A 25,481-nucleotide genomic window follows, 5' to 3' on the forward strand; every position below is an offset into this window, starting at 1 on the left:
TGGTGTAACCGGCCCATTGGCGTGAATGCGTCCGTGCCGGGGCATACGGATGGTGCCACCTCTCGATCATGTCGAGGACGACAAGCGTGGGAGGTATCCCGTGACCAGCACCCTCTTCCGGACGAAGAAGGTCGAGCAGTCCATCCTCGACACCGAGGAGCCAGAGCACGCGCTCAAGAAGTCCTTGTCCGCGCTGGATCTGACCGTCTTCGGCGTCGGCGTGATCATCGGCACCGGCATCTTCGTACTCACCGGCACTGTCGCCAAGGACAACGCGGGGCCCGCGACGGCCCTGGCGTTCGTCGCGGCCGGCGTCGCCTGCGCCCTGGCCGCACTCTGTTACGCCGAGTTCGCGTCCACGGTCCCGGTCGCCGGGTCCGCCTACACGTTCTCGTACGCCTCCCTCGGTGAACTGCCCGCCTGGATCATCGGCTGGGACCTCGTTCTGGAGTTCGCGCTCGGTACGGCGGTGGTGGCCGTCGGCTGGTCGGGCTACATCCAGTCGCTGCTGGAGAACGCCGGCTGGACGATGCCCGTGGCCCTGGGCAGCCGAGAGGGCGCCGACGCCTTCGGCTTCGACATCCTCGCCGCCGCGCTCGTCCTCGTCCTCACCGGCATCCTCGTCGTCGGCATGAAGCTGTCCGCGCGGATCACGTCGGTCGTCGTCGCCATCAAGGTGACGGTCGTCCTCGTCGTGATCATCGCGGGTGCGTTCCTCATCAACGGCGACAACTACGACCCGTTCATCCCGGAGGAGAAGCCGGTACCGGCCGGCTCCAGTCTCGATTCCCCACTGATCCAGCTCATGTTCGGCTGGGCGCCCTCCAACTTCGGCGTGATGGGCATCTTCACCGCCGCCTCGGTCGTGTTCTTCGCCTTCATCGGCTTCGACGTCGTGGCCACGGCCGCGGAGGAGACCAAGAACCCGCAGCGCGACATGCCGCGCGGCATCCTCGGCTCCCTCGTGATCTGCACGACGCTGTACGTCCTCGTGTCGATCGTCGTCACCGGTATGCAGCACTACAGCGAGCTGTCGGTCGACGCGCCGCTCGCCGACGCCTTCAAGGCGACCGGGCATCCGTGGTTCGCGGGCTTCATCAGCTTCGGGGCCGCGGTCGGCCTGACGACGGTGTGCATGATCCTGCTCCTCGGCCAGACCCGGGTGTTCTTCGCGATGAGCCGCGACGGGCTGCTGCCGCGGTTCTTCTCGCACGTCCACCCGCGGTTCAAGACCCCGCACAGGCCGACGATCCTGCTCGGCGTGATCATCGCGGTGCTGGCGGGCTTCACGCCGCTGACCGAACTCGCCGCGCTGGTGAACATCGGCACGCTGTTCGCCTTCGTGGTCGTGGCCGTCGGCGTGATCATCCTCCGCAAGCAGCGCCCGGACCTGCCGCGGTCCTTCCGGACCCCGTGGGTGCCGGTCATCCCGATCCTGTCGGTGTGCGCCTCGTTGTGGCTGATGATCAACCTGCCCGCCGAGACGTGGGTGCGGTTCGGGATCTGGATGGCCGCCGGGTTCCTCGTGTACTTCCTCTACGGCCGCACGCACAGCCGCCTCGCGACGGGAGAGGAAGCCAAGGCGGAGAACACGCCGTAGTCGCCACCCGGGGTGCGGGTCTGCTGAGCCGCGGGCATATGTGCCTCCCTCAGTGCCTTACGGGCCTGGGAGGTGCCCCCAGGGCGGCACGGGTGGGCGGTGGGGGAGGCACCCCGCTCCGCCGGGCTGCGGCCCCACCCGGCACCGGCACCGACGCCGGGCGCCTACGGCCGCACCGTACGCGGCCCCGCCACCTCCGCCCCCAGCTCGCCGACCCGCCGCCGCAGCTCCCGGTCCGCCGTGACGACCAGTACGGACCGCTCAGCAGCCCCCGCGACCACCTCGACGATGTGGTCGTCACCGCTGCCCGACGCCGACTCCACCCGCACCCCCGGCACCGACTCCACCCCCCGAGCCGCCCCCTCCACCACGAGCAGGACCTCCACCGGCCCGGAAACCCCCGGCACCCCGTCCGACGCCAACCGGTCGCGCAGCCGCTCCGCGGCACCCCGTCGGTCCCGCCACCAGCCGTCCGGTACCGATCCGACGACGTTCGCGGCGTCGACGACGACGAGGAGGGGCGCGTTGTCGTTCATGCGGCCAGGGTCGCACGGCGGTTGTCGGCCAGGCAGGGGGCGGGCCGCGCACGGAGCCGCCCCGCCCGCATAAAGTGAACTGGTGAACGGCGACTGGCTCCTCCGCGGCCGCGACGGCCGCCTCACCGTCTATCTCCCCTCCGGCGACGCCGTCCTGTGCCGTGCGGAACGCGGCCCCGCCGGCTCCTGGGACGATCCCCGCACCGTCGGCGGCGGCCAGAAGCTGCACCCGGGCCCGGCGATCGGCCAGGGCGCCGACGGCTACACCCATCTGGCCGCTTGGCGGCCGACCGTGCCCGGCGAGTCGGGGCTCGTGCATTCGACGCACTTCCGTCCCCGGCTCGCGCCCCTGGACTGGGTCTCGATCGGGCACCCGGACAAGAAGGGCGACCGGACGGGCCCGCCGGCCGTCGCCGTCGACTCGGCGGGGCGTGGCTATGTCTTCGTCCGCAACCAGAGCGGTGGGGTGAGCCTGCGCAACCAGAAGGAGAAGGGCGGCTGGGGGCCCTGGCAGGACCTCGGAGGGCACGACGTGGAGGGCGAGCCGGCCGCCGTGACGGGGGAGTCGGGGCTCGTGGAGGTGTATGCCTCCGTGCCAGGCGGGGTGCTGCACTGGCGGCAGGAGGAGCCCGGCAGGACGCCGGTGCGGACGGAGGGCGTCGAAGTGCCCGTCCGGCCGGGGACGCTCCGGGCGCTCGCCACGTCCGCCGCGCACACCACCCTCTTCTTCACGGACACCTCGGGCGACGTGTGCGCCTGGCGGCCGGGCGAGAAGCCGGTGACGCTCATCGCCTCCGCCGGACCCGGGCCGGTGTCCGCCGTGCGCTGTGACATCGGGGGGCACGACTGCACCGTCCTCGCCCAGCGGTCGGCGAGCGGCCGGGTCGCCTTCGCCGCCTATCCGACCGAACAGGAGTCGGCCGGTGCCTGGTGGACCGAGTCCGGCCCCCAGCTGCCCTCCGACGCCGTGGTGTCGGTGGCGCTCGACGAGCAGGACGAGGTCGTCGCCGCGTCGCTCTCGCCGTCGGCCGGGACACTGCTTCTCACCCGCCGCAAGGACGAACCCGGGCTCGCGCTGGAGGCCTGGCGGGAGGTCTGACACCCCGGCAGGACCGTTCCCTTTGTGGCTCCCGTCGCTCCAGACACACCAGGTGTGTCAAGGGTTGTACGGATGTGTGCGTGACAAGGCGCACCTCGGGTGAACGTGGTCAAAAAGTGAAGGTCTTGTTAACCTCTTCGCACTTGTTCGATTTTGCTCGGGGGGCCGGTTGCTGTGCGCCTGGCCGGGGCCGTGGCAACGGGGTTGGGGAATGATGTCGTGAGCAGATCCTCCACGGTGGATCTTGTCGTTGTCGGACTCGGTTACGTGGGGCTGCCGTTGGCCAGGTCCGCGGCCGCCGCGGGACTGAAGGTGGTCGGCCTCGACCGCAGCCGCAGGGTGGTCGACGGGCTGAACGCCGGCTGTTCGCATGTGGACGACATCACCGGCTCCGATGTGCGCACCATGCTGGAACGGGGCTTCGAGGCCACCGACGGGGCCGAGGTCATCGCGGACGCCTCCGCCGTCGTGGTGTGTGTGCCGACGCCGCTCACCGACCACGGTGCTCCCGACCTCGGCGCGGTGCACGCCGCCGTGGACGACATCGCCGCCCATCTGCGGGCCGGCACGCTCGTCGTGCTGGAGTCGACGACGTACCCGGGGACCACCGACGAGGTCGTCAGGCCGCGGCTGGAGGCCGGGGGACTGCGGGTCGGGGCCGACTTCCATCTCGCCTTCTCCCCGGAGCGCATCGACCCGGGGAATCCTTCCTTCGGGCTGGAGAACACGCCCAAGGTCGTCGGCGGCATCACGGCCGACTGCACCAAGGCGGCCCGCGCCCTCTACGAGCGCTTCGTGAACCGGGTCGTCGAGGCCAAGGGCACCCGCGAGGCCGAGATGGCCAAGCTGCTGGAGAACACCTACCGGCACGTCAACATCGCGCTCGTCAACGAGATGTCGATGTTCTGCCGGGAGATCGGCGTCGATCTGTGGGACGCGATCCGGTGCGCGTCCACGAAGCCGTTCGGGTTCGCGCCCTTCTACCCCGGCCCGGGCGTCGGCGGGCACTGCATTCCGATCGACCCCAACTACCTTTCGTACAAGGTGCGTTCGCTGGGCATCCCGTTCCGGTTCGTGGAGCTGGCGCAGGAGATCAACCAGCGGATGCCCGTGCATGTCGTCAACCGGGCGGCCGATCTGCTCAACGACCAGGGCAAGGCCGTGCGCGGCTCCCGGGTGCTGCTGCTCGGCGTGACCTACAAGCCGGACATCTCCGACCAGCGGGAGAGCCCTGCGCTGGCCGTCGCGGAGAACCTCCTCGCGCGGGGTGCCGAGCTCGTCTACTTCGACCCCCGGGTCGAGGACTGGCGGGTCGGCGGGGTGCCGGTCGAGCGGGCCGGTGACTATCTCGCCGCCGCCGAGACCGCCGACCTGACCGTCCTGCTCCAGCCGCACCGCGAGATCGACCTCGACGAACTCGCCGACCACGCCCGGGCGTTGTTCGACACCCGGGGCAAATCCGCCGACCACCCGCGGGTGGTCAAGCTGTGACTTCCGAAGATACGTACATACCCGGGGCCGTCGACTCCGGTGGGCGTCGAGCGCACCGGAAGCGGCGGCACCTGAAGGTCTCGTACTTCGTCTTCCTGGGCCTGGCCGCGCTGATCGCCACCCGTCTCGACGCCGGTTCCCTGCACCTGTACTCCATGGGTGCCATGGGCCTGCTGACGCTGAAGATGTTCGGCGCGCTCTTCTACCGTCCGGCCAAGGCCGGGCGGGAGGAGCTGGAGTACCTGGAGGACGCCTGGGTCACCGCGGTCATCCCGATCTACAACGAGGACCCGGTGATGTTCGAGCAGGGCATGCGCAGCCTCCTCGCGCAGAGCCGCCTGCCGAACGAGATCCACATCATCGACGACGCCAGCGCCACCGACTCCGGTATCAGGGCCGCGAAGAAGATGCGCCGCGAGTTCGAGGCCAGGGGCGTCAAGTACACCGTCAGCGTGCAGCCCGAGAACAAGGGCAAGCGTGAGGCGCTGGCGCTGGGCTTCGAGGCCGCCCCGTACTCCGACATCTTCCTCTGCGTCGACTCGGACACCGTGCTGTCCCGGGACACCGTGCGCGAGCTGCTGCTGCCGCTGGCCGACGAGAAGATCATGGCCTCCACCGGCATGGTGCTGGCGCTCAACCACGACAGCAACATCTTCACCCGCCTCCAGGACCTGCGCTACGGCAACTCGTTCCTCTTCGAGCGGGCCGCCTACTCGCGGCTGAAGTCGGTGCTGTGCTGCTGCGGCGCCCTGTCGGCGTACCGCGGCACGCTGGTGCGCAAGTACCTGCCGGACTTCCTCAACCAGCAGTTCCTGGGCAAGCCGGCCGTCTTCGGCGACGACCGACGGATGACCAACTACTGCCTGATGGAGGGCCAGGTCGTCTTCCAGGAGACGGCCGTCGGCTACACCGCCGTCCCCGAGAAGCTGCCGCACTTCCTGCGCCAGCAGGTCCGCTGGAACAAGTCCTTCTTCCGCGAGTCGCTGTGGGCCTTCCGGCACCAGAAGAAGTACCGGCCGGCCTTCTGGCTGACCTGCATGGAACTCGCGCTGTGGCTGGTCTTCGGCTCGGCGATGTTCTACTCGATGGTCATCCTGCCCATCATCAAGCCCCAGCAGTTCGTCCACCACATCGGCGACTACCTCGTCTTCATGGTGCTGATGGGCTACTTGCGCAATGTGCGGTACCTCGACTTCCCGCGGCGCGGGATGGGCTTCATCAAGCGGTTCGGCATGTTCCTGCTCGCGCCGCTCTACGGCGTGATCCAGCTGACCCTGCTGACGCCGCTGCGCTTCTACGCCCTGTTCACCCTGCACAAGGGGAGCTGGGGCACGCGCCAGGGCGGTGTCGAGGTGTCCGTGGCCGGCGACCACGAGGCCGATGTGACGGAGATCTTCGAGGAAGAGGACCCGTACTCCGACAAGAAGGTCACCGAGACGCTCCAGCTGATGCGGCTGGAGGGCGTGGCGCTGCGCACCCAACCCCGTCCCACCGGCGGGATCCCCGCCCAGCCGCAGCCGATCCCCGGCTACCACGAGGAGCAGCACGCGGCCGTCCCGCAGCAGCGCGTGAGCTGGGGAACGCCGGAACCGGCCGGGCAGCAGCAGTGGCAGGGCGAATACGAAGGGCAGCACGGGTACCCCGACCCGTACCAGCAGCAGTATCAAGGGCACGGCCACCCTCCGCAGCAGGGCGAGTACCCGTACCAGGATCCCTCCTGGCAGCAGCACGGCCGGCAAGGGCAGCAGGGGAACGGTCAGGGCGGCTGGTAGGCCGCAGGAGACAACAGGAAGAGGGGCGGCCGAACGGCCGCCCCTCTCTCGTGTGCCCGGGCCTCAGGTGTACGAGGCCATCGCCTCCTCGACCGTCAGCACCGGGATGTCCCGGTCGTCGATCGCCTTCATCAGGGTCTCCAGACCGGCCTTGCCGATCTCGGTGCTCGTCGCCGGGGGGCCCTCGGTGACCTTGTGCAGACAGAGGATCAGCCAGTCACCGCTGTTCACACACCGGTCGAGCCGGCCGCCCGCCGCGGTCAGCTTCGACAGCGCCGTACCGCCGATGCCGTCGCCGTCGTTGATGCCGGTCAGCGCCTTGAGGCGGTACGGCATGGCGGGGGCGAACGACTCGATCGTCTCGGAGATGATCGACCGGGCCGTGGTGAAGTGCCGGCTGGCGATCTGGTCGACGGGGACACCGTCGGACGTCTTCTGGAACGCGCCGTGCGGATAGGCGAAGTGCTCGCTGGTGAAGCCGTTCGACACCAGCCACTCGCGCAGCTTGCGGAAGTCGTCGTCGGCCTGCTCGGCGGTGAGCTTGGGATAGCTGGCCGTGTGGACGGCGTTCGCGTACGAGTGGCCCGCCATCTCCCAGCCGGAGAAGTCCTGCATCGACCGCATCTGGTTCAGCGTCAGGAAGCTGCCCGTACCGATGGCGTCGGCGATGTTGTAGACCGTGCCGGGGAAGCCGTAGCCGTCCATGACCGGCCGGGCCAGGTCGTGGATCGACTTGTGGGAGTCGTCGAAGGTGATGGAGACGACGCCCTTGGGGAAGACCGACACCGTGTCCGGTATCAGCTCGACGGCCTGGAGCCGGTAGGTGACCGGGCCGCCCGCGTTGTCGTACACCGCGAACGACATGTCGGTGAAGCCGGTCTTCGTGGACGGCTTGCCGTCGGCGCCGATGGAGTACGTGCCGGCCGCCGCGTTGACGTCCGCCCACTGGAGGTGGACCGTCACCCACTCGCCGGACTGGACGTAGTTGGCCGCCGTCTTGGAGTGGGCGTGGAACGTCCAGGCGAAGTGGTTCGCGAGGGAGCCGCTGCCCAGGTAGAAGACCATCTTGGCCAGGTTCGTCACGTCGTCGACGCGGAAGACGAGCCGGATCATCTTGCCGGTCAGGCTCATCGCGGGCAGACCGGTCCTGCGGACGTACGACTGCTTGCCGGTGCCGTTGGTGGTCGCCCGGACCGACTGGGTGCCCCGCACGAACTGGGACTTGTCGTTCGCCTCGGCCGACGTGGTGCCCGCGCCGCCGGGGGTCCAGCCGTGGCCGGACTGGAACTGCTGGGACCAGCTCGCCCGGCGGTACTTGGGGCGGCGGCCGGAGGGGGCGTAGAGGGGAGGCGTGGTGAGGCCTCCGATGGCGCCCTCGGCGGCCGGCGCGGCGACGGGCTGTGCCACCACCTTCCCCAGCCACGCGCCGCCGCCGGCCATGGCGACGCCTCCTGTACCGCCCATCAGCAGCGCGGAACGCCGGCTCACCACCGGCTTCTTCTCCGCCTCCGCCGCAGCGTGCCTGTGGGCGTTGGACCGCCTTTTCCTCACCGGGACTCCCGAACCGTGTCGAAGTAGTTCATTCCCTTGTCGGTGAAGCCCTCGACCGCGGACCGGACTTCGTTCACCGACAGGGTGTCGTTCGCGTTGTAGTAGAGCCAGTCGACCTTCATGTCCCACGCACGGTCGCCCTTGAACGGCAGATCGATGAACCAGTGGTTGAAGTTCACGGACATGTCGGCGCGCGGGGCGTACTTCCCGTTGCTGAGGAAGAGCTTCTCGCCGTCCATCCAGTACGCGACCACGCCGTCCTTCACCCTGATCAGCACGGTGTGCCAGGCGTCGAGGCTCTTCCTCGTGGTCTCGTAGACACGGTCGTTCGTCTTGTGGTCGTACCAGGTCACGGTGTCGAGCTTGGGGCCGGGCCGGCCCCAGCCGCCGTTGGGCATGTACTCGTTGTCCAGCTCGCTGTACTTCGAGCCCTTGCCGCCGATGGTGTAGAAGGTCTGGTTGACGTGATCACCGGAGTCTCCGGAGGCCGGCTCGTCGCTGAAGTGGATCCGGGCCGCGTAGGTGCCGTCGCGGAACTTGCTCGCGGCCGTGCCGAGGCTCGCCTGCTTCGTCCCGGCCTTGGTGCCGTCCGTGCTGGCGCGCAGGTTGAGTACCTGACCGTCGGCCAGGGAGCCCTTGGCGGTGGGGAAGGTGACGCCGTCGGCCGACCAGGTGTTCTCGACACCGGGGCCGCCCTTGCTGGTGCGGACCAGCCAGCCGTGCTTGAACAGGGCCGGGTCCTTGGCGCCCTGGTAGGAGAAGTCGTCGAACAGCACGCCGGCCGGGGGAGCGGGCACCGGGTCGGGCGCGGCGGCCTTCGCCGAGGCCTTCTTCTCGTCGCTCGCCTTGGTGCCGTCTGGCTCCTCGCCCCAGGCGAGGACGCCCCGCTTGTACGCGGTGACGTTCTCCGCCTCCTTGTAGCTCGTCATCTCGGCGTCGAAGGAGCGGTCGTCGGACTGCTTCAGCTTCTTGTGGTCGGTGCGGAAGAGCTGGAGGTCGATGCCCTTGCTGTTGGCGCCGGGCTTCAGGCTGCCCGCGCTGTCCGCGAACCTGATCTCCAGGTAGTGGTCGGCGGTGTCGGTGGCCTTGTCCATCGCGACGACCCGTCCGGCGACGTTCGAGCAGCCGAAGACGGCGTTGACGCAGTTGAAGGCGTACGGCGCGGCGCCCGGGGCGTCGTCGGCGGTGAACCAGTACCGGAGCGTCACATCGCTCAACGGCAGTGGCTTATCCGTGTCGTTGAAGACCTCCAGCGACGGCTTGGCGGCCGTCGCGGTCGCCGGAGTGTCGGTCCGGTAGCGGACCTTCAGCTCGGGCGGATCCGGGTTCGCCGCCTTCCAGACGGGATAGAGCGCCGTGCCGCCGGCGGCGACGACCGCCACGAGGAGCAGGAGCCTGATCTTGGGCCAAACCCGGCGTCGGGGTGTTCGGCGACGAGGGGACGCCACGCAGGACTCCTTCGAGGACACCCGGCGGTCTGGGGTGGAGACCGTCAGAGTCAGGTAAACAATGGTCGGATTGTGTGAGGATCCTATCTATGGGCGCATACAAAAAGGGGGGCGGGTGCACGGATTGTTACCGTACGCCCCACCCCCCTCAGGGGTTACGCGTTACGCGGGGATGCTCGCCACGCCCTGCGCGAGGAACCGCTTGCCGTTGACCCGCTCGGAGACACCCTCGCGGTCCAGATACGGCGTGATGCCGCCCAGGTGGAACGGCCAGCCGGCGCCCGTGATGAGGCACAGGTCGATGTCCTGAGCCTCGGCGACGACGCCCTCGTCGAGCATGATCCCGATCTCCTGCGCCACCGCGTCCAGCACGCGCGTGCGGACCTGCTCCTCCGTCAGGACGCTGTCGCCCTGCTTGAGGAGCGCGGCGACCTCGGGGTCCAGCTCCGGCTTGCCGGAGTCATAGACATAGAAGCCGCGCTTGCCCGCCTTGACGACGGCCGCGAGGTTCGGGGAGACCGTGAAGCGGTCCGGGAACGCCCTGTTGAGCGTCTCCGAGACGTGCAGACCGATCGCCGGGCCGACCAGCTCCAGCAGGACCAGCGGCGACATCGGCAGACCGAGCGGCTCGACGGCCTTCTCGGCGACCTTGACCGGGGTGCCCTCGTCGATGACGTTCTGGATCTCGCCCATGAAGCGCGTCAGGATGCGGTTCACGACGAACGCCGGGGCGTCCTTGGTGAGGACCGCGGTCTTCTTCAGCTTCTTGGCGACGGCGAACGCCGTGGCGAGGGAGGCGTCGTCGGTCTTCTCGCCGCGCACGATCTCCAGGAGCGGGAGGACCGCGACCGGGTTGAAGAAGTGGAAGCCCACGACCCGCTCGGGGTTCTTGAGCTTCGACGCCATCTCGGAGACCGACAGCGAGGAGGTGTTGGTGGCGAAGATCGCGTGCGCCGGGGCGACCGCCTCGACCTCGGCGAACACCTGCTGCTTGACGCCGATCTCCTCGAACACGGCTTCGATGATGAAGTCCGCGTCCGCGAAGCCCTCGGCCTTGTCCAGCACTCCGGACACCAGCGCCTTGAGGCGGTTGGCCTTGTCCTGGTTGATACGGCCCTTGCCGAGCAGCTTGTCGATCTCGGCGTGGACGTAGCCCACACCCTTGTCGACGCGCTCCTGGTCGATGTCGGTCAGGACGACCGGCACCTCGAGGCGGCGCAGGAACAGCAGCGCGAGCTGGCTGGCCATCAGACCGGCGCCGACGACACCGACCTTGGTGACCGGGCGGGCCAGGTTCTTGTCCGGGGCGCCGGCCGGGCGCTTGCCGCGCTTCTGCACCAGGTTGAAGGCGTAGATGCCGGAGCGCAGTTCACCGCCCATGATCAGGTCGGCGAGCGCCTTGTCCTCGGCGTCGTAGCCCTGCTGGAGGTCGCCGTTCTTGGCGGCGGCGATGATGTCCAGGGCGCGGTAGGCGGCCGGGGCCGCGCCGTGCACCTTGGAGTCCGCGATGAAACGGCCCTTGGCGACGGCCTGGTCCCAGGCCTCGCCGCGGTCGATCGCCGGGCGCTCGATCTGGATCTCGCCCTTGAGGACCGTCGCGGTCCAGATCAGCGACTGCTCCAGGAAGTCCGCGCCCTCGAAGATGGCGTCGGCGATCCCGAGCTCGTAGACCTGCTTGCCCTTGAGCTGCTTGTTCTGGTTGAGGCTGTTCTCGATGATCACCGAGACGGCCTTCTCCGGGCCGATCAGGTTCGGCAGCAGGGCGCAGCCGCCCCAGCCGGGGACCAGACCGAGGAAGACCTCGGGGAGCGAGAACGCCGGGAGGGCCGCGGAGACGGTGCGGTAGGTGCAGTGCAGACCGACCTCGACACCGCCGCCCATCGCGGCGCCGTTGTAGTACGCGAAGGTCGGGACCGCCAGCTTGGACAGCCGCTTGAAGACCTCGTGGCCGCCCTTGCCGATGGCGAGCGCGTGCTCGTACTCCTTGAGGATCTCCACGCCCTTGAGGTCGGCGCCGACCGCGAAGATGAACGGCTTGCCGGTGAGGCCGGCGCCGACGATCTCGCCGTCCGCGGCCTCCTTCTCCACCTGGTCGATCGCGGCGTCGAGGTTCGCCAGCGAGGCCGGGCCGAAGGTGGTCGGCTTGGTGTGGTCCAGGCCGTTGTCCAGGGTGATCAGGGCGAAGCGCCCGGCACCCAGGGGGAGGTCGAAGTGGCGGACGTGCGCCTGCGTGACGACCTCGTCCGGGAACAGCTCGGAAGCCTGCTTGAGAAGCTCGGCGGTGGTGCTCACTTGTCCCCCTCGAAGTGCGGGTTCTCCCAGATGACCGTCGCGCCCATGCCGAAGCCGACGCACATGGTGGTCAGGCCGTAGCGGACGTGCGGCTGCTCCTCGAACTGGCGGGCCAGCTGCGTCATCAGACGGACGCCGGAGGAGGCCAGCGGGTGGCCGAAGGCGATGGCGCCGCCGTACTGGTTGACGCGCGCGTCGTCGTCGGCGATGCCGTAGTGGTCGAGGAAGGCCAGGACCTGGACGGCGAAGGCCTCGTTGACCTCGAACAGGCCGATGTCGGAGATCGACAGGCCCGCCTGGGCCAGCGCCTTCTCCGTGGCCGGGATCGGGCCGTAGCCCATGACCTCCGGCTCGACACCCACGAAGGAGTAGGACACCAGGCGCATCTTGACGGGGAGGTCGTTCTCCCGCGCGAAGTCCTCGGAGGCGATGAGCGAGGCGGTGGCGCCGTCGTTCAGACCGGCCGCGTTACCGGCGGTGACCCGGCCGTGCACCCGGAACGGGGTCTTCAGGCCGGAGAGGTTCTCCAGGGTCGTGCCCGGGCGCATCGGCTCGTCGGCGGTGACCAGGCCCCAGCCCGTCTCGCCGGCCTCGGGGGAGGTGCGGCGTACGGAGATCGGCACCAGGTCGGCCTGGATCTTGCCGTTGGCGTACGCCTTGGCGGCCTTCTCCTGGGAGCGCACGGCGTACTCGTCGGCGCGCTGCTTGGTGATCTGCGGGTAACGGTCGTGCAGGTTCTCCGCGGTCATGCCCATGAACAGGGCCGACTCGTCGACCAGCTTCTCGCTCACGAACCGCGGGTTCGGGTCGACGCCCTCACCCATGGGGTGGCGGCCCATGTGCTCGACACCGCCGGCGATGGCGACGTCGTACGCGCCGAAGGCGACGGAACCGGCGACCGCGGTCACGGCCGTCAGGGCGCCGGCGCACATGCGGTCGATCGAGTAGCCCGGGACGGACTGCGGGAGACCGGCGAGGATCCCGGCCGTACGGCCGATGGTCAGGCCCTGGTCGCCGATCTGCGTGGTCGCGGCGATGGCGACCTCGTCGATCTTCTTCGGGTCGAGACCGGGGTTGCGGCGCAGCAGCTCCCGGATCGCCTTCACGACGAGGTCGTCGGCACGGGTCTCGTGGTAGATGCCCTTCGGTCCCGCCTTGCCGAACGGGGTGCGGACGCCGTCGACGAAGACGACGTCCCTGACGGTACGAGGCACGATGGCTCTCCTCCAGGGTCCGGAACTGCATTGCTGCTGCGAGATGCGCTGAGCGCGCGCTCAGGCCCATGCTACTTATGGGTAACGTAGCTGCACAGTCCTGACAGGCGGAGCGGTGAAGGTCACATCTCATCTCCGGGTGGTGCGGTGCCCTTGGGGGCGCGGGGAACTGCGCGACCAGCCACAATGCACCCGCAGCCCCGTACGGCGCTCACCGAGGCGGCGCGGTGGACCCCCGAGGCGTCAGCACGGGAGTCGGCACAGGGTGCGACCCACCCTCACCCCCGGTGATCACCGAGAACAAGGTCCGGGCCACCTCCGCCCCGAACCCGTGCACGTCGTGACTCATCGCGGACAGCGTCGGATGCGTCAGCCGGCACAGCTGCGAGTCGTCCCACGCCAGCAGCGACACGTCGTCCGGCACCCGCAGCCCCATCTCCGCCGCCACCGACAGCCCCGCCACCGCCATGATGTCGTTGTCGTACACGATCGCGGTCGGCCGGTCCGGCGCCGAGGCGGTCAACAGCGACCGCGTCGCCCGCGCCCCCGCGTCGCCGGAGAAGTCCGTCGCGACCTGCCACGCCCCGGCCAGCGCCCCCGCCGCCTCGTCGAACGCCGCCGTCCGGATGGCCGTATGCCCGAGGGCCGCCGCCCCGCCGACCCGGGCGATCCGCCGGTGCCCGAGCGCGGCCAGATACCGCACCGCCTCCGTCACGGCCGTGGCGTCGTCCGTCCACACCGAGGTGAGCCCCCCGGTCAGCGAGGGATGCCCGACCGCGACCACCGGCAGCCCGAGCCGCTCCACCAGGCCCACCCGGGGATCGTCGGCGCGGAAGTCGACGAGGATCGACCCGCCGATCTGCCGCCCCCGCCACCACGACTCCTGGACGCCCACCTCCTCGTCCATGTTCCGTACGAGCCTCAGCAGCAGGGAACTGGAATGCTCGGCCAGCACGCTCTCCACGCCGGAGACGAAGTCCATGTACCAGGGCTCGAGGCCGAGCACCCGCGCCGGCCGGCACACGGCGAGACCGACCACGTCCACCCGTGATCCGGCCAGCGTCCGCGCCGTGAGGCTCGGCGACCAGCCCAGCTCGCGCGCCGCGAGGAAGATCCGGTCCCGGGTGGCCTCCGACAGCCCGGGCTTGTGGTTGAAGGCGAGCGACACGGCACTCTTGGACACACCGGCGCGCGCGGCGACGTCCTTGATGGTGACGCGAGGGGTCGGCGTTGCCGTCATCGGGTGGGCTCCACGCAGTACAGGGCCGAACGAGCAGTCTCCGCGTCCGGAGTCTTCCAGCCGCGCACCCCGATGGTCACCTCTTCGCCCGGCAGCAGCGTGACCAGCCCCCGGTCGGCCCGGGCCTCCGGATCCAGCCGGTCGGCCTGGAGCAGCAGGTCCCGGACCAGGGTGCGGGCGGTCACGGTGATGCCGCCCGGGGTGAGCGCGACCTCGAACCGCGGCGTGGGGTAGAGGACTTCGCGGTCCGGTACCGGGAAGTACAGCGCGCGCAGCCCGTCCGCGTCGGGATTCGCGTCCGCGACCAGGTACTCCTTGGGCCCGGCGGGCGTCAGCTCGTGCGGGACGCCGACCCGGGCCACGGCCCGCCTCCCGGCCGCCAGTTCCACGGCCGCCTGCCCCAGCACCTCGCCCTCGACGGACATCCGGCGCAGGGTCATGGTCCCGGTCCAGTCCTCCGCGCCCTGGTTCACGGCGGCCAGCACCAGCCCGCCGTCCTCCTCCTGGAGTGTCAGCAACCGGTCCGCGTACAGCCGCTTCAGCTCGTGGTACAGCGGCTTCTCCCGGCCGTCCCCGTCGACCGCCGCCCACGACGTCACCGGCCAGCAGTCGTTGAGCTGCCAGACGACCGTGCCCGCGCACACCGGCCAGTGCGAGCGCCAGTGCTCGATCCCGGCGGCGACCGCACGCGCCTGGTTGACCTGCGTCAGGTAGTGCCAGCGGTCGAAGTCCCCGTCCGGCACGGCGAAATGCCGGGCCAGCCCCCGTTCCAGCTTGCCGTTGCCGTCGTCGGCCTTCTGGTGCTGCAGCATGCCGGGGGAGTCCGGGGCGAGCGTCTCCCCGGGCAGTGCCCGGCGCAGGGTGGCGTACGCGGGGGGTGCCTGCCAGCCGAACTCGGCGACGAACCGCGGCACGCTCAGCCGGTAGTCGGCGTAGTCCTCCCTGTTCCACACCTCCCACGAGTGGTGCGTGCCGTGCGCCGGGTCGTTCGGGTGGTGCCGCCAGGACCCGGACCAGGGACTGCCCGCCGTGTACGGCCGAGTCGGGTCCAACTCGGCCACCACACGCGGCAGCACGCCCAGGTAGTAGCCCTCGCCCCAGGAGTCCCCGGCCAGCCTCGGCTCCCACTCCCAGTCCCGGAAGCCCCACAGGTTCTCGTTGTTGCCGTTCCACAGCACCAGCGACGGATGCGGCATCAGCCGTACGACGTTCTCCCGCGCCTCGGCCTCCACCTCGCCGCGCAGCGGCTGCTCCTCCGGGTAGGCCGCGCACGCGAACGGGAAGTCCTGCCAGACCAGCAGCCCGAGTTCGTCGCAGGCGTCGTAGAAGTCCTCGCTCTCGTAGAGCCCGCCGCCCCAGATCCGTACGAGGTCCACGCCCGCCCCGGCGGCCTGCTCCAGCCGTTCCCGGTAGCGCTCGCGGGTGATGCGGGAGGGGAAGACGTCATCGGGGATCCAGTTGACGCCCCGTGCGAAGAGCCGCTCGCCGTTGACGACGAGCGTGAACCCGGTGCCGTGCGCGTCGGACCGCCGGTCGAGCTCCACGCTCCGGAAGCCGATCCGCCGCCGCCACACGTCCAAGGTTGCGCCCTTGCTCAGCAGTCGCAACTCGACGTCGTACAGCGGCTGTTCGCCATACCCGCGCGGCCACCACAGCTCCGCGTCGGGCACCCGCAGCCGCACCACCCCGTGGGCCCCGTCCACCTCCGCGCGGGCTCGCACCCCGCCCACCGTCGCCTCCACGGCGAGCGGCACCTCCACCCGGGTCCGCTCGACGTCGACGGCCAGCTCGACGACCCCCACGCCCTCCTCGACGGTGACCAGCGGACGCACCCGGGCGATCCGGGCCGTCGACCAGTGCTCCAGGCGCACCGGCCGCCAGATCCCGGCCGTCACCAGGGTCGGCCCCCAGTCCCAGCCGAAGGAGCAGGCCATCTTGCGGACGTACTGGTACGGCTCGGCGTAGGCGGCGGGCCGCTCGCCCAGCCGTCCCCGCACGGCCTCGGCCTCGGCGTAGGCGGAGACGAACCGCACGGACAGCAGCCCGGACAGCCCCGTCACATCGAACCGGTACGAGCGGTGCATGTTGCGCACCGTGCCCAGCGGACGCCCGTCCAGGGAGATCTCGGCGACGGTGTCGAGCCCGTCGAAGACCAGGTCCGTCTGCTCCTGCGCGGACGACGCGGACGAGCCCGTGAGCTCCCGCTCGTACGTCCAGTCCCGGCGCCCCACCCACGCCACCTCGGACTCGCCCTGGCCCAGGAACGGATCCGGGATCACCCCGGCCGCCAGCAGGTCGGTGTGCACGCAGCCCGGCACCGAGGCCGGCAGTGTGTCCGACTCGTGCCGCAGGATCCATCCGTCGCCGAGCGCTGTGGCCTCCAGCATGCGCACTCCCTTAACCGGTTCAGTGAAGAGTCGTGTCCAGATTTCGCATCGTTGGCGGGAATGGGACTTTACCGGTTGAGGAAAGCGCTGTCAGAGTGCCGAACCAGCCATACCGCACGTGCTCTTCCGTCCCGAGTTCCTCTCCGCGAACGGAGCTGATGCACATGAACCGCCGTACCGTCCTCGCCCTCGCCGTGGGCGCGGCCATGCTCGCCTCGGGCTGCACCGGTACCGGAGGCACCTCCAAGGGCGCGGATGCCGAAGCGCCCGACGATCCCGGCAAGGTGACCGGGACCATCACCGTCCTCACCCACCGGACCGACCTCGTGCAGGACGGGACGATGAAGAAGTACGCCGCCGAGTTCAACAAGACCTATCCCAAGGTGAAGGTCGAGTTCGAGGGCCTCACCGACTACGAGGGGGAGGTCAAGATCCGGATGAACACGGAGAACTACGGCGACGTCCTCATGATCCCGGCCGTGATCGAGAAGAAGGACTACCCGAAGTTCTTCGCCTCGCTGGGCACCCGGGCCGAGCGGAGCAAGAAGTACCGCTTCACCGACTACTCCACCGTGCGGGGCAAGGTCTACGGGCAGAGCCCGATCGGCGTGGTCCCCGGCTTCGTCTACAACAAGAAGGTCTGGAACGCGGCCGGCATCACCGACTGGCCCACGACCCCGGCCGAGTTCCTCGACGACCTCAAGGCGATCAAGGCCAAGTCCGAGGCGGTCCCGTACTACACCAACTTCAAGGACATGTGGCCGCTGACCCAGTGGACGAACGTCAACGGCTCCGTCGGCTGCGACACCGGGGCCACCACACGTCTCGCCGAGGGCGACCCGTGGGCCGACGGCGCCGATCTGCGGGTCGGTGACACGCTGCTCCACGACATCGTGAAGTCGGACCTCGTCGAGAAGGACCCGACGACCACCAACTGGGAGGCGTCCAAGCCCAAGCTGGCCAAGGGCGAGATCGCCACGATGTGGCTCGGCTCCTGGGCGGTCGTGCAGATGCGGGACGCGGCGAAGCAGGCCGGCACCGACCCGGCCGACATCGGCTTCATGCCCTTCCCCGCCCAGAAGGACGGCACGTTCTGCGCGGTGACGTCCCCCGACTACCAGCAGGCCGTCAACGTCAACTCCGGGCACAAGACCGCAGCCCGCGCCTGGATCGACTGGTTCACCGACAAGTCCGGCTACGCGGACGCCAACCTCGCCCTCTCGCCGCTCAAGGACGCCCCGCTGCCCGACGTCCTGAAGCCGTACGAGGAGGCGGGCGTCAAGCTCCTCGACATCGACGACACCAAGGGCGCCGAGGTCAAGTCCCTCGACAACCAGTCCGAGGTCGGCATCTACAAGCCCGACTACCGCCAGGACCTCGTCGATCTCGCCCGCGGTGCGCGCAAGGGCGGCCTGGACGACTTCCTCGCCGGACTCGGCGACAAGTGGACCGAGGCACAGCGGAACCTGGGGTCCTGATGGCCCACCCCACCCGGCGGTGGCGGGGCGTGACGCCCTGGCTGTTCCTCCTCGCCCCGCTCGTCCTGCTGATCACGTTCACCTACGCGCCGATCGTCAACATGGTCGCGTACAGCTTCACCGACTGGGACGGTGTCAGCCCCGAACTGCACTACACGGGCGCCGAGAACTACGCCGAACTGTTCACCCGCTCCGAGCTGTTCGAGGTGTTCTTCGTCAGCGGGTACTACCTCGCCGCGTCCGTGGTGCAGATCGCCGCCGCGCTCTACTTCGCCACCGTCCTGAGCTTCAACGTCCGCTTCCGCAACTTCTTCAAGGGCGTGCTCTTCTTCCCGTACCTGATCAACGGCGTCGCGATCGGTTTCGTCTTCCTGTACTTCTTCCAGGACGGCGGCACCCTGGACGCGATCCTGGGCCTCGTCGGCTACGACGGCGACCGCGCCTGGCTCGGCACGCCCACCTCGGCCAACGTCTCCCTCGCCGGCGTCTCCGTCTGGCGGTACATGGGCCTGAACTTCGTCCTCTTCCTCGGGGCGATCCAGTCCATCCCGGGGGAGCTGTACGAGGCCGCCGAGATCGACGGGGCGAACCGCTGGCAGCAGTTCCGCCACGTCATCGCCCCCGGTATCCGGCCGGTGCTGAGCCTCTCGGTGATCCTGTCCGTCTCCGGGTCGCTGTCGGTCTTCGAGATCCCGTACATCATGACCGGCGGCGCGACCGGCACCGAGACCTTCGTGATCCAGACCGTGAAGCTGGCCTTCCAGTTCAACAAGACGGGCCTCGCCTCGGCGGCGGCCGTCGTACTGCTGCTGATCATCCTGGCGGTGACCTGGGTGCAGCGGCGCCTCGTCCCGGACGACAAGGTGGACCTCGTATGACGCGCCGTACGGTGGCCCGGGCCCTCGTGTACCTGTCCCTGGTCCTCGCGACCCTGGTCGTGTTCCTGCCGCTGGCCGTGGTCTTCCTGACCTCGCTGAAGACCTCCGGGGAGATGGCGGACGACAGCGGCGCCCTCACGCTGCCCGACGACCCGCTCAACTTCTCCAACTACGTGACGGCGTTCCAGGACGGCCGGATGCTCTCGGCGTTCGCCAACACGGCGATCATCCTGGTCGTCGCCATCGGGGGCACGATCCTGATCGGCTCGATGACGGCGTACGCCATCGACCGCTTCCGGTTCCGCTTCCGGAAGCTGGTCCTGGCCCTGTTCCTGGTCGCCGCGCTGGTCCCCGGGGTGACCACCCAGGTGGCCACCTTCCAGATCGTCAACAGCGTCGGCATGTTCGACAGCCTCTGGGCGCCGATCGCGCTCTACATGGGCACGGACATCGTCTCGATCTACATCTTCCTGCAGTTCGTACGATCGATCCCGGTCTCACTCGACGAGTCGGCACGGCTGGACGGCGCCAACGCCTTCACGGTCTACCGGAAGATCATCTTCCCGCTCCTGAAACCGGCGATCGCGACGGTCGTGATCGTGAAGGGGATCAACGTCTACAACGACTTCTACATCCCCTTCCTCTACATGCCCTCCGAAGATCTTGGCGTGATCTCGACGTCCCTGTTCCGCTTCAAGGGCCCGTTCGGCGCCCACTGGGAGACCATCTCGGCAGGCGCGATCCTGGTCATCGCCCCGACGCTGATCGTCTTCCTGCTCCTGCAGAGGTTCATCTACAACGGCTTCACCCGAGGTGCCACGAAGTAGACGCCCTTCTTTCAGGGGCGCGGGGAACCGCGCGAACAACCACAACAGGCCTGCGGCCGCCGTACGACGAGAAGCCCTACGGCGGCTAGGCCTCCTTGACGGACAGCGCCTCCACCAGCACGGGCGTCACCAACTCCACCTGCCAAGCCCGAGCACCGTGCCCCTCAAGGGCGGCGCTCACGGACTCCGCATCCACCACACCCGGCGGCTCCCAGCAGACCCGCCGCACCGTGTCCGGCGTGATCAGATTCTCCTGCGGCATGTTGATCTGCTCGGCCAGCGCCGAAACCCCTGCCCGGGCGGCGGACAACCGCGCCGCGGCGGCAGGATCCTTGTCGGCCCAGGCCCGCGGCGGCGGCGGCCCCGTGACCGGCTGCCCCGGCTGCGGCAACTGCGCCTCGGTCAGCGCCTTCGCCCGGTCCACGGCCGCCTGCCACTGCTCCAGCTGCCGCTTGCCCGTCCGGTGTCCGAAACCGTTCAGCGCGGCGAGCGCGTGCACGTTGGCCGGAAGGGCCAGCGCGGCCTCCACGATGGCCGCGTCCCCGAGCACCTTGCCGGGCGAGACGTCCCGCCGCTGCGCGATCCGGTCCCGGGTCTGCCACAGCTCCCGTACGACGGCCAGCTGCCGCCGCCGGCGCACCTTGTGCATGCCGGACGTACGCCGCCAGGGATCCTTGCGGGGCTCGGGCGGCGGGGCCGAGGCGATCGCGTCGAACTCCTGGCGGGCCCACTCCAGCTTGCCCTGCCGGTCCAGCTCCTTCTCCAGCGCGTCGCGCAGGTCGACGAGCAGCTCGACGTCCAGCGCCGCGTACCGCAGCCAGGGCTCGGGCAGCGGCCGGGTGGACCAGTCGACCGCGGAGTGTCCCTTCTCCAGGACGAAGCCGAGCACGCCCTCGACCATCGCGCCGAGGCCGACCCGGGGGAACCCGGCCAGCCGCCCGGCCAGCTCGGTGTCGAACAGCCGCGTCGGCACCATGCCTATCTCGCGCAGGCAGGGCAGGTCCTGGGTGGCGGCGTGCAGCACCCACTCGACGCCGGAGAGGGCGTCGCCCAGGGCGGACAGGTCAGGGCAGGCCACGGGGTCGATCAGAGCCGAGCCGGCGCCCTCGCGGCGCAACTGCACCAGGTAGGCGCGCTGGCCGTAGCGGTAGCCGGACGCCCGCTCGGCGTCGACGGCGACAGGGCCGGTACCCGCCTCGAAGGCGGCGATCACCCGGGCCAGGGCGGTCTCGTCCGCGATCACGGGCGGAATGCCCTCGCGCGGCTCCAGCAAGGGGGTCGGCGCCTCCGTAGCAGAAGATCCGCCGTCGTCCGGAGGGGCGCCTCCGGTGGTTCGCAGTGAGCTGTCTGCTGCGGTGTCGTGGGCGTCGGTCACATGTCAAGGGTATCCATGTATGGACAGCGCCCGCCGACGGAACGTTCCGTCGACGGGCGCCCGAGGGTCGCAAACCAGTCACGTCGGGGAAGTACGGGGTTCGCGAGCCGCGCGTGGGATGAAGGGGACCGGCGGCCGATCCCGTTCACGTGAGTGAATGATCACAAAGGGTCATGGCGGAGCGGATCAGTGGATGATCCCGGTCCGCAGGGCCACCGCCACCATGCCGGCGCGGTCGCCCGTGCCGAGCTTGCGGGCGATGCGGGCGAGGTGGCTCTTGACGGTCAGTGCGGACAGGCCCATCGAGACGCCGATCGCCTTGTTCGACTGGCCCTCCGCGACCAGTCGCAGCACCTCGACCTCGCGGCCGGACAGTTCGCGGTAGCCGCCCGGGTGACTCGGGGCACCCGGGGGGCGGCGGTGCAGACGCGCGGCGGCGGCGCCGATGGGGGCGGCGCCCGGCCGGGTGGGGAGCCCGACGTTGGTACGGGTGCCGGTGACGACGTAACCCTTCACCCCGCCGGCGAGCGCGTTGCGCACGGCGGCGATGTCGTCGGCGGCGGAGAGGGCGAGGCCGTTGGGCCAGCCCGCGGCGCGGGTCTCCGACAGCAGGGTGAGGCCGGAGCCGTCCGGCAGATGGACGTCGGCGACGCAGATGTCGCGGGGGTTGCCGATGCGGGGACGAGCCTCCGCGATGGACGAGGCCTCGATGACGTCGCGCACACCGAGCGCCCACAGGTGGCGGGTGACGGTGGAGCGGACGCGCGGGTCGGCCACGACCACCATGGCGGTCGGCTTGTTCGGGCGGTAGGCGACCAGGCTTGCGGGCTGCTCGAGGAGAACGGACACCAGGCCTCCTGGGGTGCGGGACGGGGCCGGCTCGCGGGGATGAAGCCGGGACGAACCGTGCTTTCAAGGTCACAGTCGTCTTCGGCACCGAACCCGTCCGCCTTTAGAGAATGATCACGATTCGGTGATAACAATCCGTGCAATTCGGACACGCGGTCGATCATTCGAAGGTCGAACGGTTTCGCTCTGCGTCGGTACGCGGTCGAAAGTGGCCGTATCGACAAAGTGATTCGGCCAAGAGGGGGACGCGGGTGTGATCGTCGGCCGGACATGACTGACCGCCCCGCACAAGGTCGATCAGTGCGGGGCGGTCAAGGTTGGGTCAGCGGGACTGGGGTCCCCGTCGCTGCGGCAGGGTCACCACCGACGCGTCGCCCGGCCCGGCCGGCGGCAGTCCCGCGACCTGGGCGAGCAGATCGCACCAGGCCGCCAGGTGCGCGGCCGTGTCCGGAACTCCGCCCAGGCCCTCACGCGGCGTCCACGACGCACGGATCTCGATCTGCGAGGCGGCCGGGCGCGTGGACAGACCGCCGAAGTAGTGCGAACTCGCGCGCGTGACGGTGCCGCTCGGCTCCCCGCACGTCAGCCCGCGCGCCTGGAGCGCGCCGGTCAGCCAGGACCAGCACACCTCCGGCAGCAGCGGGTCCGCCGCCATCTCCGGCTCCAGCTCCGCGCGCACCAGCGTCACCAGCCGGAACGTGCCCCGCCAGGCCTCGTGCCCCGCCGGGTCGTGCAGCAGCACCAGCCGGCCGTCGGCCAGGTCCTGGTCGCCGTCGACGACCGCCGCCTCCAGCGCGTAGGTATAGGGGGCGAGCCGCTGCGGCGGGCGCGTCGGCTCGATCTCGATCTGGGGCCGCAGCCGCGCCGTCCTGAGCGCGTCGACGGCGGACCGGAAGGGCAGCGGGGCGGTGTCCGCCTCCCTCCGGTCGTTCTCGGTGTCCTTCGCTTCGTCCATTCCGCCAGCGCCGTCCGACAGTCGTCCCTGAGCCGCAGCCATGCGGGAAGATTACGGGGACCGGGCCCCGCGTGCCGGGCTAGACACCCCGCGCCTCTCCAGGGGCTGAATCGTGCTCCTTGACGGCGTGCGAAACTTGGCCCCGTGAGTGCCAACGACGCCCCCCGGGCCAAGCAGCCGTCCGTCACGTACGACTCAGCCTTCCTCAAGGCCTGCCGGCGCGAGCCCGTGCCGCACACTCCGGTGTGGTTCATGCGGCAGGCCGGGCGCTCACTGCCGGAGTACCGCAAGGTGCGCGAGGGCATTCCGATGCTCGAGTCCTGCATGCGGCCCGAGCTGGTCACCGAGATCACGCTCCAGCCGGTGCGCCGGCACGACGTGGACGCGGCGATCTACTTCAGTGACATCGTGGTGCCGCTCAAGGCCATCGGCGTCGACCTCGACATCAAGCCCGGCGTCGGCCCGGTCGTCGAGCGCCCGATCCGCACCCGCGCGGACCTCGCGCAGCTGCGCGACCTGACCCCCGAGGACGTCTCCTACGTCACCGAGGCCATCGGCCTGCTGACGCGCGAGCTCGGCGCCACGCCCCTCATCGGCTTCGCCGGCGCCCCGTTCACCCTCGCCAGCTACCTCGTCGAGGGCGGCCCGTCCCGCACGTACGAGAACGCCAAGGCGATGATGTACGGCGACCCCGAGCTGTGGGCCGACCTGCTCGACCGCCTCGCGGACATCACGACCGCCTTCCTGAAGGTGCAGATCGAGGCGGGCGCCTCCGCGGTCCAGCTGTTCGACTCCTGGGCCGGCGCCCTGGCCCCCGTCGACTACCGGCGTTCGGTGCTGCCCGCCTCGGCGAAGGTCTTCGAGGCCGTGGCCGGCTACGGCGTCCCGCGCATCCACTTCGGCGTCGGCACCGGCGAACTGCTGAGCCTCATGGGCGAGGCCGGCGCGGACGTCGTCGGCGTCGACTGGCGCGTCCCGATGGACGAGGCCGTCCGCCGCGTCGGCCCCGGCAAGGCGCTCCAGGGCAACCTCGACCCGACCGTGCTGTTCGCCCCGACGGAGGCCGTCGAGGCGAAGACCCGGGAGGTCCTGGACAGCGCGGCGGACCTGGAGGGCCACATCTTCAACCTGGGCCACGGCGTCATGCCGTCCACCGACCCGGACGCGCTGACGCGGCTCGTGGAGTACGTCCACACGCACACGGCACGCTGACGGGACTCCGTCAGGACGACGGGCCCTCCCGCGTCGCCCGGATCAGCCACCAGGTGGCCGCCAGGCACCCGGCCGCGGGCAGGGCCAGCAGCACCGGTACGGCGTCGACACCGGCCAGTTCGATGCCCTTGCCCAGCACCGGCCCGGCCGCGACCCCGCCGATCATCGAGGCGGCGATCACATACGCCCCCGCCCGCCGCGCCCGCGGCACCGCCCGGGACAGCCACGGCAGCCCCGTCGGGAAGATCGGCGCGTGGAAGAGGCCGACACCGGCGTACGCGTACGGGGCCGCCGCCGGGACGAGGGCCAGCAGGAGGCAGACCACCATGCCGACGGAGCTGACCACCATGATCGTCTGAACCGACCAGCGCAGCGTCAGCGGTGCGACCAGCAGCCGTCCCACGGTCACCATCAGCCAGAAGGCCGAGGTCGCCGTGGCCGCGGTCGCCGCGTCGTGCCCGACGGACTCCAGGTGCGTCGGCTCCCAGCCGCCGACCCCGGTCTCCACCGCCACCATCAGGACGTACAGCGCGATGAAGACCGTGACGACCAGGGCCGCCGAGGCCCGCAGCCCGGGTGTCCCCTTCTCGTCCTCCTCGCCCTCTTCTGCGGGCGTCGGGGGAGCGGGTGCCTCCCCGCCCTCGCGGACGCCGCGCTGCGCCAGGACCAGTACGGCGGACAGCGCGGCGAACCCGGCGAAGACGGCCGGGTACTCGCCCGGGCCCAGCAGTCCCAGGAGCGCGGGACCGCCCACGGCACCGAGGCCGTAGGCCGCGCCGATGATGTTGAGCATCGCCGGGCTGCGGCGGCCGAACCCCACCGAGAACAGCTGGTTGAGTCCGTAGTCGATGCCGCCGAAGCCCACCCCGGTCAGCAGCGCGCAGGCCAGCGCCCACGGCCAGGCGGAGGCCAGCGCGAAGCCGGTCCCGCCGAGTGCCATCAGCGCGTACGAGGCGGACAGCAGGGTTCTGTTGCCCAGCCGCCCGTGCACCCGGTTGAGCAGCAGCACACCGGCCACACCGCCGACGAAGTGAGCGCTCAGGCTCAGCCCGGCGGCGGCCGGCGACAGGCCGAACTCCGTGCGGAACGCGGGGATCGCCGGACCGTACAGCGCCTGCAGGGCCCCGATCAGGGCGAAACCCACGCACGACGCGACGACGGCGAACGGACTGAACAGGGGCCGCGCCACAGTGGTCTCGTGTGGCGCGGCCCGCGCCGAGGTCCCGGTCAAGAGACGTTCCTCTTCCCCGCGGTGCCCCTGCCCGGTGCGTCGCGCG

At 70.1% G+C, this 25,481-nt stretch carries 19 protein-coding genes; 8 read left to right on the forward strand and 11 right to left on the reverse strand.

The features are described 5' to 3' along the window. Nucleotides 1-100 precede the first annotated feature (100 nt). The gene (locus OHU35_RS32525; protein WP_405507815.1) at nt 101-1,600 is read left to right on the forward strand and encodes an amino acid permease; all 1,500 of its coding nucleotides are present in this window, start codon (nt 101-103) and stop codon (nt 1,598-1,600) included. Nucleotides 1,601-1,764: 164 nt separating this feature from the next. Here OHU35_RS32525 and OHU35_RS32530 read toward each other — a convergent pair whose 3' ends face one another. Beyond that, nucleotides 1,765-2,136 carry an NTP pyrophosphohydrolase gene (locus OHU35_RS32530; RefSeq protein ID WP_189721656.1) on the reverse strand — a complete coding sequence of 124 codons (372 nt, stop codon included), beginning with the start codon at nt 2,134-2,136 and terminating at the stop codon, nt 1,765-1,767. An 82-nt stretch (nt 2,137-2,218) separates the two neighbouring features. On the opposite strand from OHU35_RS32530, the gene OHU35_RS32535 reads away from it, so the two are divergent. The 3 genes from OHU35_RS32535 (at nt 2,219) to OHU35_RS32545 (ending at nt 6,498) form a co-directional block, all read left to right on the forward strand. After that, nucleotides 2,219-3,235, forward strand: a complete 1,017-nt coding sequence (locus tag OHU35_RS32535) for a hypothetical protein (RefSeq protein ID WP_359888630.1) — start codon at nt 2,219-2,221, stop codon at nt 3,233-3,235. A 219-nt stretch (nt 3,236-3,454) separates the two neighbouring features. Next, nucleotides 3,455-4,726, forward strand: a complete 1,272-nt coding sequence (locus tag OHU35_RS32540; protein WP_405507817.1) for a nucleotide sugar dehydrogenase — start codon at nt 3,455-3,457, stop codon at nt 4,724-4,726. Beyond that, nucleotides 4,723-6,498, forward strand: coding sequence for a glycosyltransferase (locus OHU35_RS32545; RefSeq protein WP_189721653.1), 1,776 nt, complete (start codon nt 4,723-4,725; stop codon nt 6,496-6,498). The genes OHU35_RS32540 and OHU35_RS32545 overlap by 4 nt, the downstream gene beginning before the upstream one ends. Nucleotides 6,499-6,561: 63 nt before the next feature. Here the strand turns inward: OHU35_RS32545 and OHU35_RS32550 are convergent, their stop codons facing one another. The 6 genes from OHU35_RS32550 to OHU35_RS32575 all read right to left on the reverse strand — a co-directional run bounded on the left by OHU35_RS32550 (nt 6,562) and on the right by OHU35_RS32575 (nt 16,630). Then, nucleotides 6,562-7,986 (reverse strand): polysaccharide deacetylase family protein, encoded by a 1,425-nt coding sequence (locus OHU35_RS32550; RefSeq protein ID WP_233878555.1) that lies wholly within the window; start codon nt 7,984-7,986, stop codon nt 6,562-6,564. 59 nt (nt 7,987-8,045) lie between these two features. Further along, nucleotides 8,046-9,497, reverse strand: coding sequence for a cellulose binding domain-containing protein (locus tag OHU35_RS32555; RefSeq protein ID WP_405507819.1), 1,452 nt, complete (start codon nt 9,495-9,497; stop codon nt 8,046-8,048). Between the two features lie 162 nt (nt 9,498-9,659). Then, complete coding sequence (locus OHU35_RS32560) at nt 9,660-11,789, reverse strand: 3-hydroxyacyl-CoA dehydrogenase NAD-binding domain-containing protein (RefSeq protein ID WP_405507821.1); 2,130 nt, start codon at nt 11,787-11,789, stop codon at nt 9,660-9,662. Then, nucleotides 11,786-13,003 carry a thiolase family protein gene (locus OHU35_RS32565; RefSeq protein WP_405507822.1) on the reverse strand — a complete coding sequence of 406 codons (1,218 nt, stop codon included), beginning with the start codon at nt 13,001-13,003 and terminating at the stop codon, nt 11,786-11,788. The genes OHU35_RS32560 and OHU35_RS32565 overlap by 4 nt, the downstream gene beginning before the upstream one ends. Before the next feature lie 211 nt (nt 13,004-13,214). Next, a complete protein-coding gene (locus OHU35_RS32570; protein ID WP_405507824.1) occupies nt 13,215-14,243 on the reverse strand; it encodes a LacI family DNA-binding transcriptional regulator in 1,029 nt (342 codons plus the stop codon). After that, nucleotides 14,240-16,630 carry a glycoside hydrolase family 2 protein gene (locus OHU35_RS32575; RefSeq protein ID WP_405507826.1) on the reverse strand — a complete coding sequence of 797 codons (2,391 nt, stop codon included), beginning with the start codon at nt 16,628-16,630 and terminating at the stop codon, nt 14,240-14,242. Before OHU35_RS32575 ends, OHU35_RS32570 begins: the two co-directional genes overlap by 4 nt. Before the next feature lie 164 nt (nt 16,631-16,794). Here OHU35_RS32575 and OHU35_RS32580 point away from each other — a divergent pair, with 164 nt between their 5' ends. Genes OHU35_RS32580 through OHU35_RS32590 form a run of 3 tightly spaced genes read left to right on the forward strand, consistent with a single transcriptional unit; the run spans nt 16,795 to nt 19,813 of the window. Beyond that, nucleotides 16,795-18,108: an ABC transporter substrate-binding protein gene (locus OHU35_RS32580; protein ID WP_189721647.1), complete on the forward strand. Its 1,314-nt coding sequence runs from the start codon at nt 16,795-16,797 to the stop codon at nt 18,106-18,108. Beyond that, entirely contained in the window at nt 18,108-18,986 is an 879-nt protein-coding gene (locus OHU35_RS32585) for a carbohydrate ABC transporter permease (RefSeq protein WP_405507829.1), read from the forward strand. The genes OHU35_RS32580 and OHU35_RS32585 overlap by 1 nt, the downstream gene beginning before the upstream one ends. Further along, the gene (locus OHU35_RS32590) at nt 18,983-19,813 is read left to right on the forward strand and encodes a carbohydrate ABC transporter permease (RefSeq protein WP_189721645.1); all 831 of its coding nucleotides are present in this window, start codon (nt 18,983-18,985) and stop codon (nt 19,811-19,813) included. Before OHU35_RS32585 ends, OHU35_RS32590 begins: the two co-directional genes overlap by 4 nt. 85 nt (nt 19,814-19,898) lie before the next feature. Here the strand turns inward: OHU35_RS32590 and OHU35_RS32595 are convergent, their stop codons facing one another. The 3 genes from OHU35_RS32595 to OHU35_RS32605 form a co-directional block, all read right to left on the reverse strand. After that, on the reverse strand, nt 19,899-21,188 hold the full coding sequence (locus tag OHU35_RS32595; protein ID WP_405507831.1) for a ribonuclease D: 1,290 nt from the start codon (nt 21,186-21,188) through the stop codon (nt 19,899-19,901). Nucleotides 21,189-21,374: 186 nt separating this feature from the next. Then, nucleotides 21,375-22,037, reverse strand: a complete 663-nt coding sequence (locus OHU35_RS32600; RefSeq protein WP_184589340.1) for a response regulator transcription factor — start codon at nt 22,035-22,037, stop codon at nt 21,375-21,377. A 322-nt stretch (nt 22,038-22,359) separates the two neighbouring features. After that, on the reverse strand, nt 22,360-23,034 hold the full coding sequence (locus OHU35_RS32605; RefSeq protein ID WP_189721643.1) for a DUF3000 domain-containing protein: 675 nt from the start codon (nt 23,032-23,034) through the stop codon (nt 22,360-22,362). A 102-nt stretch (nt 23,035-23,136) separates the two neighbouring features. Between OHU35_RS32605 and hemE the strand changes: the two genes are divergently transcribed. Continuing rightward, entirely contained in the window at nt 23,137-24,204 is a 1,068-nt protein-coding gene (gene hemE / locus OHU35_RS32610) for a uroporphyrinogen decarboxylase (protein WP_405507834.1), read from the forward strand. Nucleotides 24,205-24,214: 10 nt separating this feature from the next. On the opposite strand, the gene OHU35_RS32615 is transcribed toward hemE, so the two are convergent. Beyond that, nucleotides 24,215-25,435 (reverse strand): MFS transporter, encoded by a 1,221-nt coding sequence (locus tag OHU35_RS32615; RefSeq protein WP_405507835.1) that lies wholly within the window; start codon nt 25,433-25,435, stop codon nt 24,215-24,217. Between the last annotated feature and the right edge of the window lie 46 nt (nt 25,436-25,481).

Source organism: Streptomyces purpurascens, assembly GCF_045040895.1.
In the GTDB taxonomy this organism is placed as follows: domain Bacteria; phylum Actinomycetota; class Actinomycetes; order Streptomycetales; family Streptomycetaceae; genus Streptomyces; species Streptomyces purpurascens.

Excerpts from the sequence above, each read along its gene's own strand:
- OHU35_RS32570 (WP_405507824.1), bottom strand. The coding sequence starts at position 14,243 with ATGACGGCAACGCCGACCCCTCGCGTCACCATCAAGGACGTCGCCGCG.
- OHU35_RS32585 (WP_405507829.1), top strand. The coding sequence starts at position 18,108 with ATGGCCCACCCCACCCGGCGGTGGCGGGGCGTGACGCCCTGGCTGTTC.
- OHU35_RS32580 (WP_189721647.1), top strand. The coding sequence starts at position 16,795 with ATGAACCGCCGTACCGTCCTCGCCCTCGCCGTGGGCGCGGCCATGCTC.
- OHU35_RS32590 (WP_189721645.1), top strand. The coding sequence starts at position 18,983 with ATGACGCGCCGTACGGTGGCCCGGGCCCTCGTGTACCTGTCCCTGGTC.
- OHU35_RS32605 (WP_189721643.1), bottom strand. The coding sequence starts at position 23,034 with ATGGCTGCGGCTCAGGGACGACTGTCGGACGGCGCTGGCGGAATGGAC.
- OHU35_RS32530 (WP_189721656.1), bottom strand. The coding sequence starts at position 2,136 with ATGAACGACAACGCGCCCCTCCTCGTCGTCGTCGACGCCGCGAACGTC.
- OHU35_RS32575 (WP_405507826.1), bottom strand. The coding sequence starts at position 16,630 with ATGCTGGAGGCCACAGCGCTCGGCGACGGATGGATCCTGCGGCACGAG.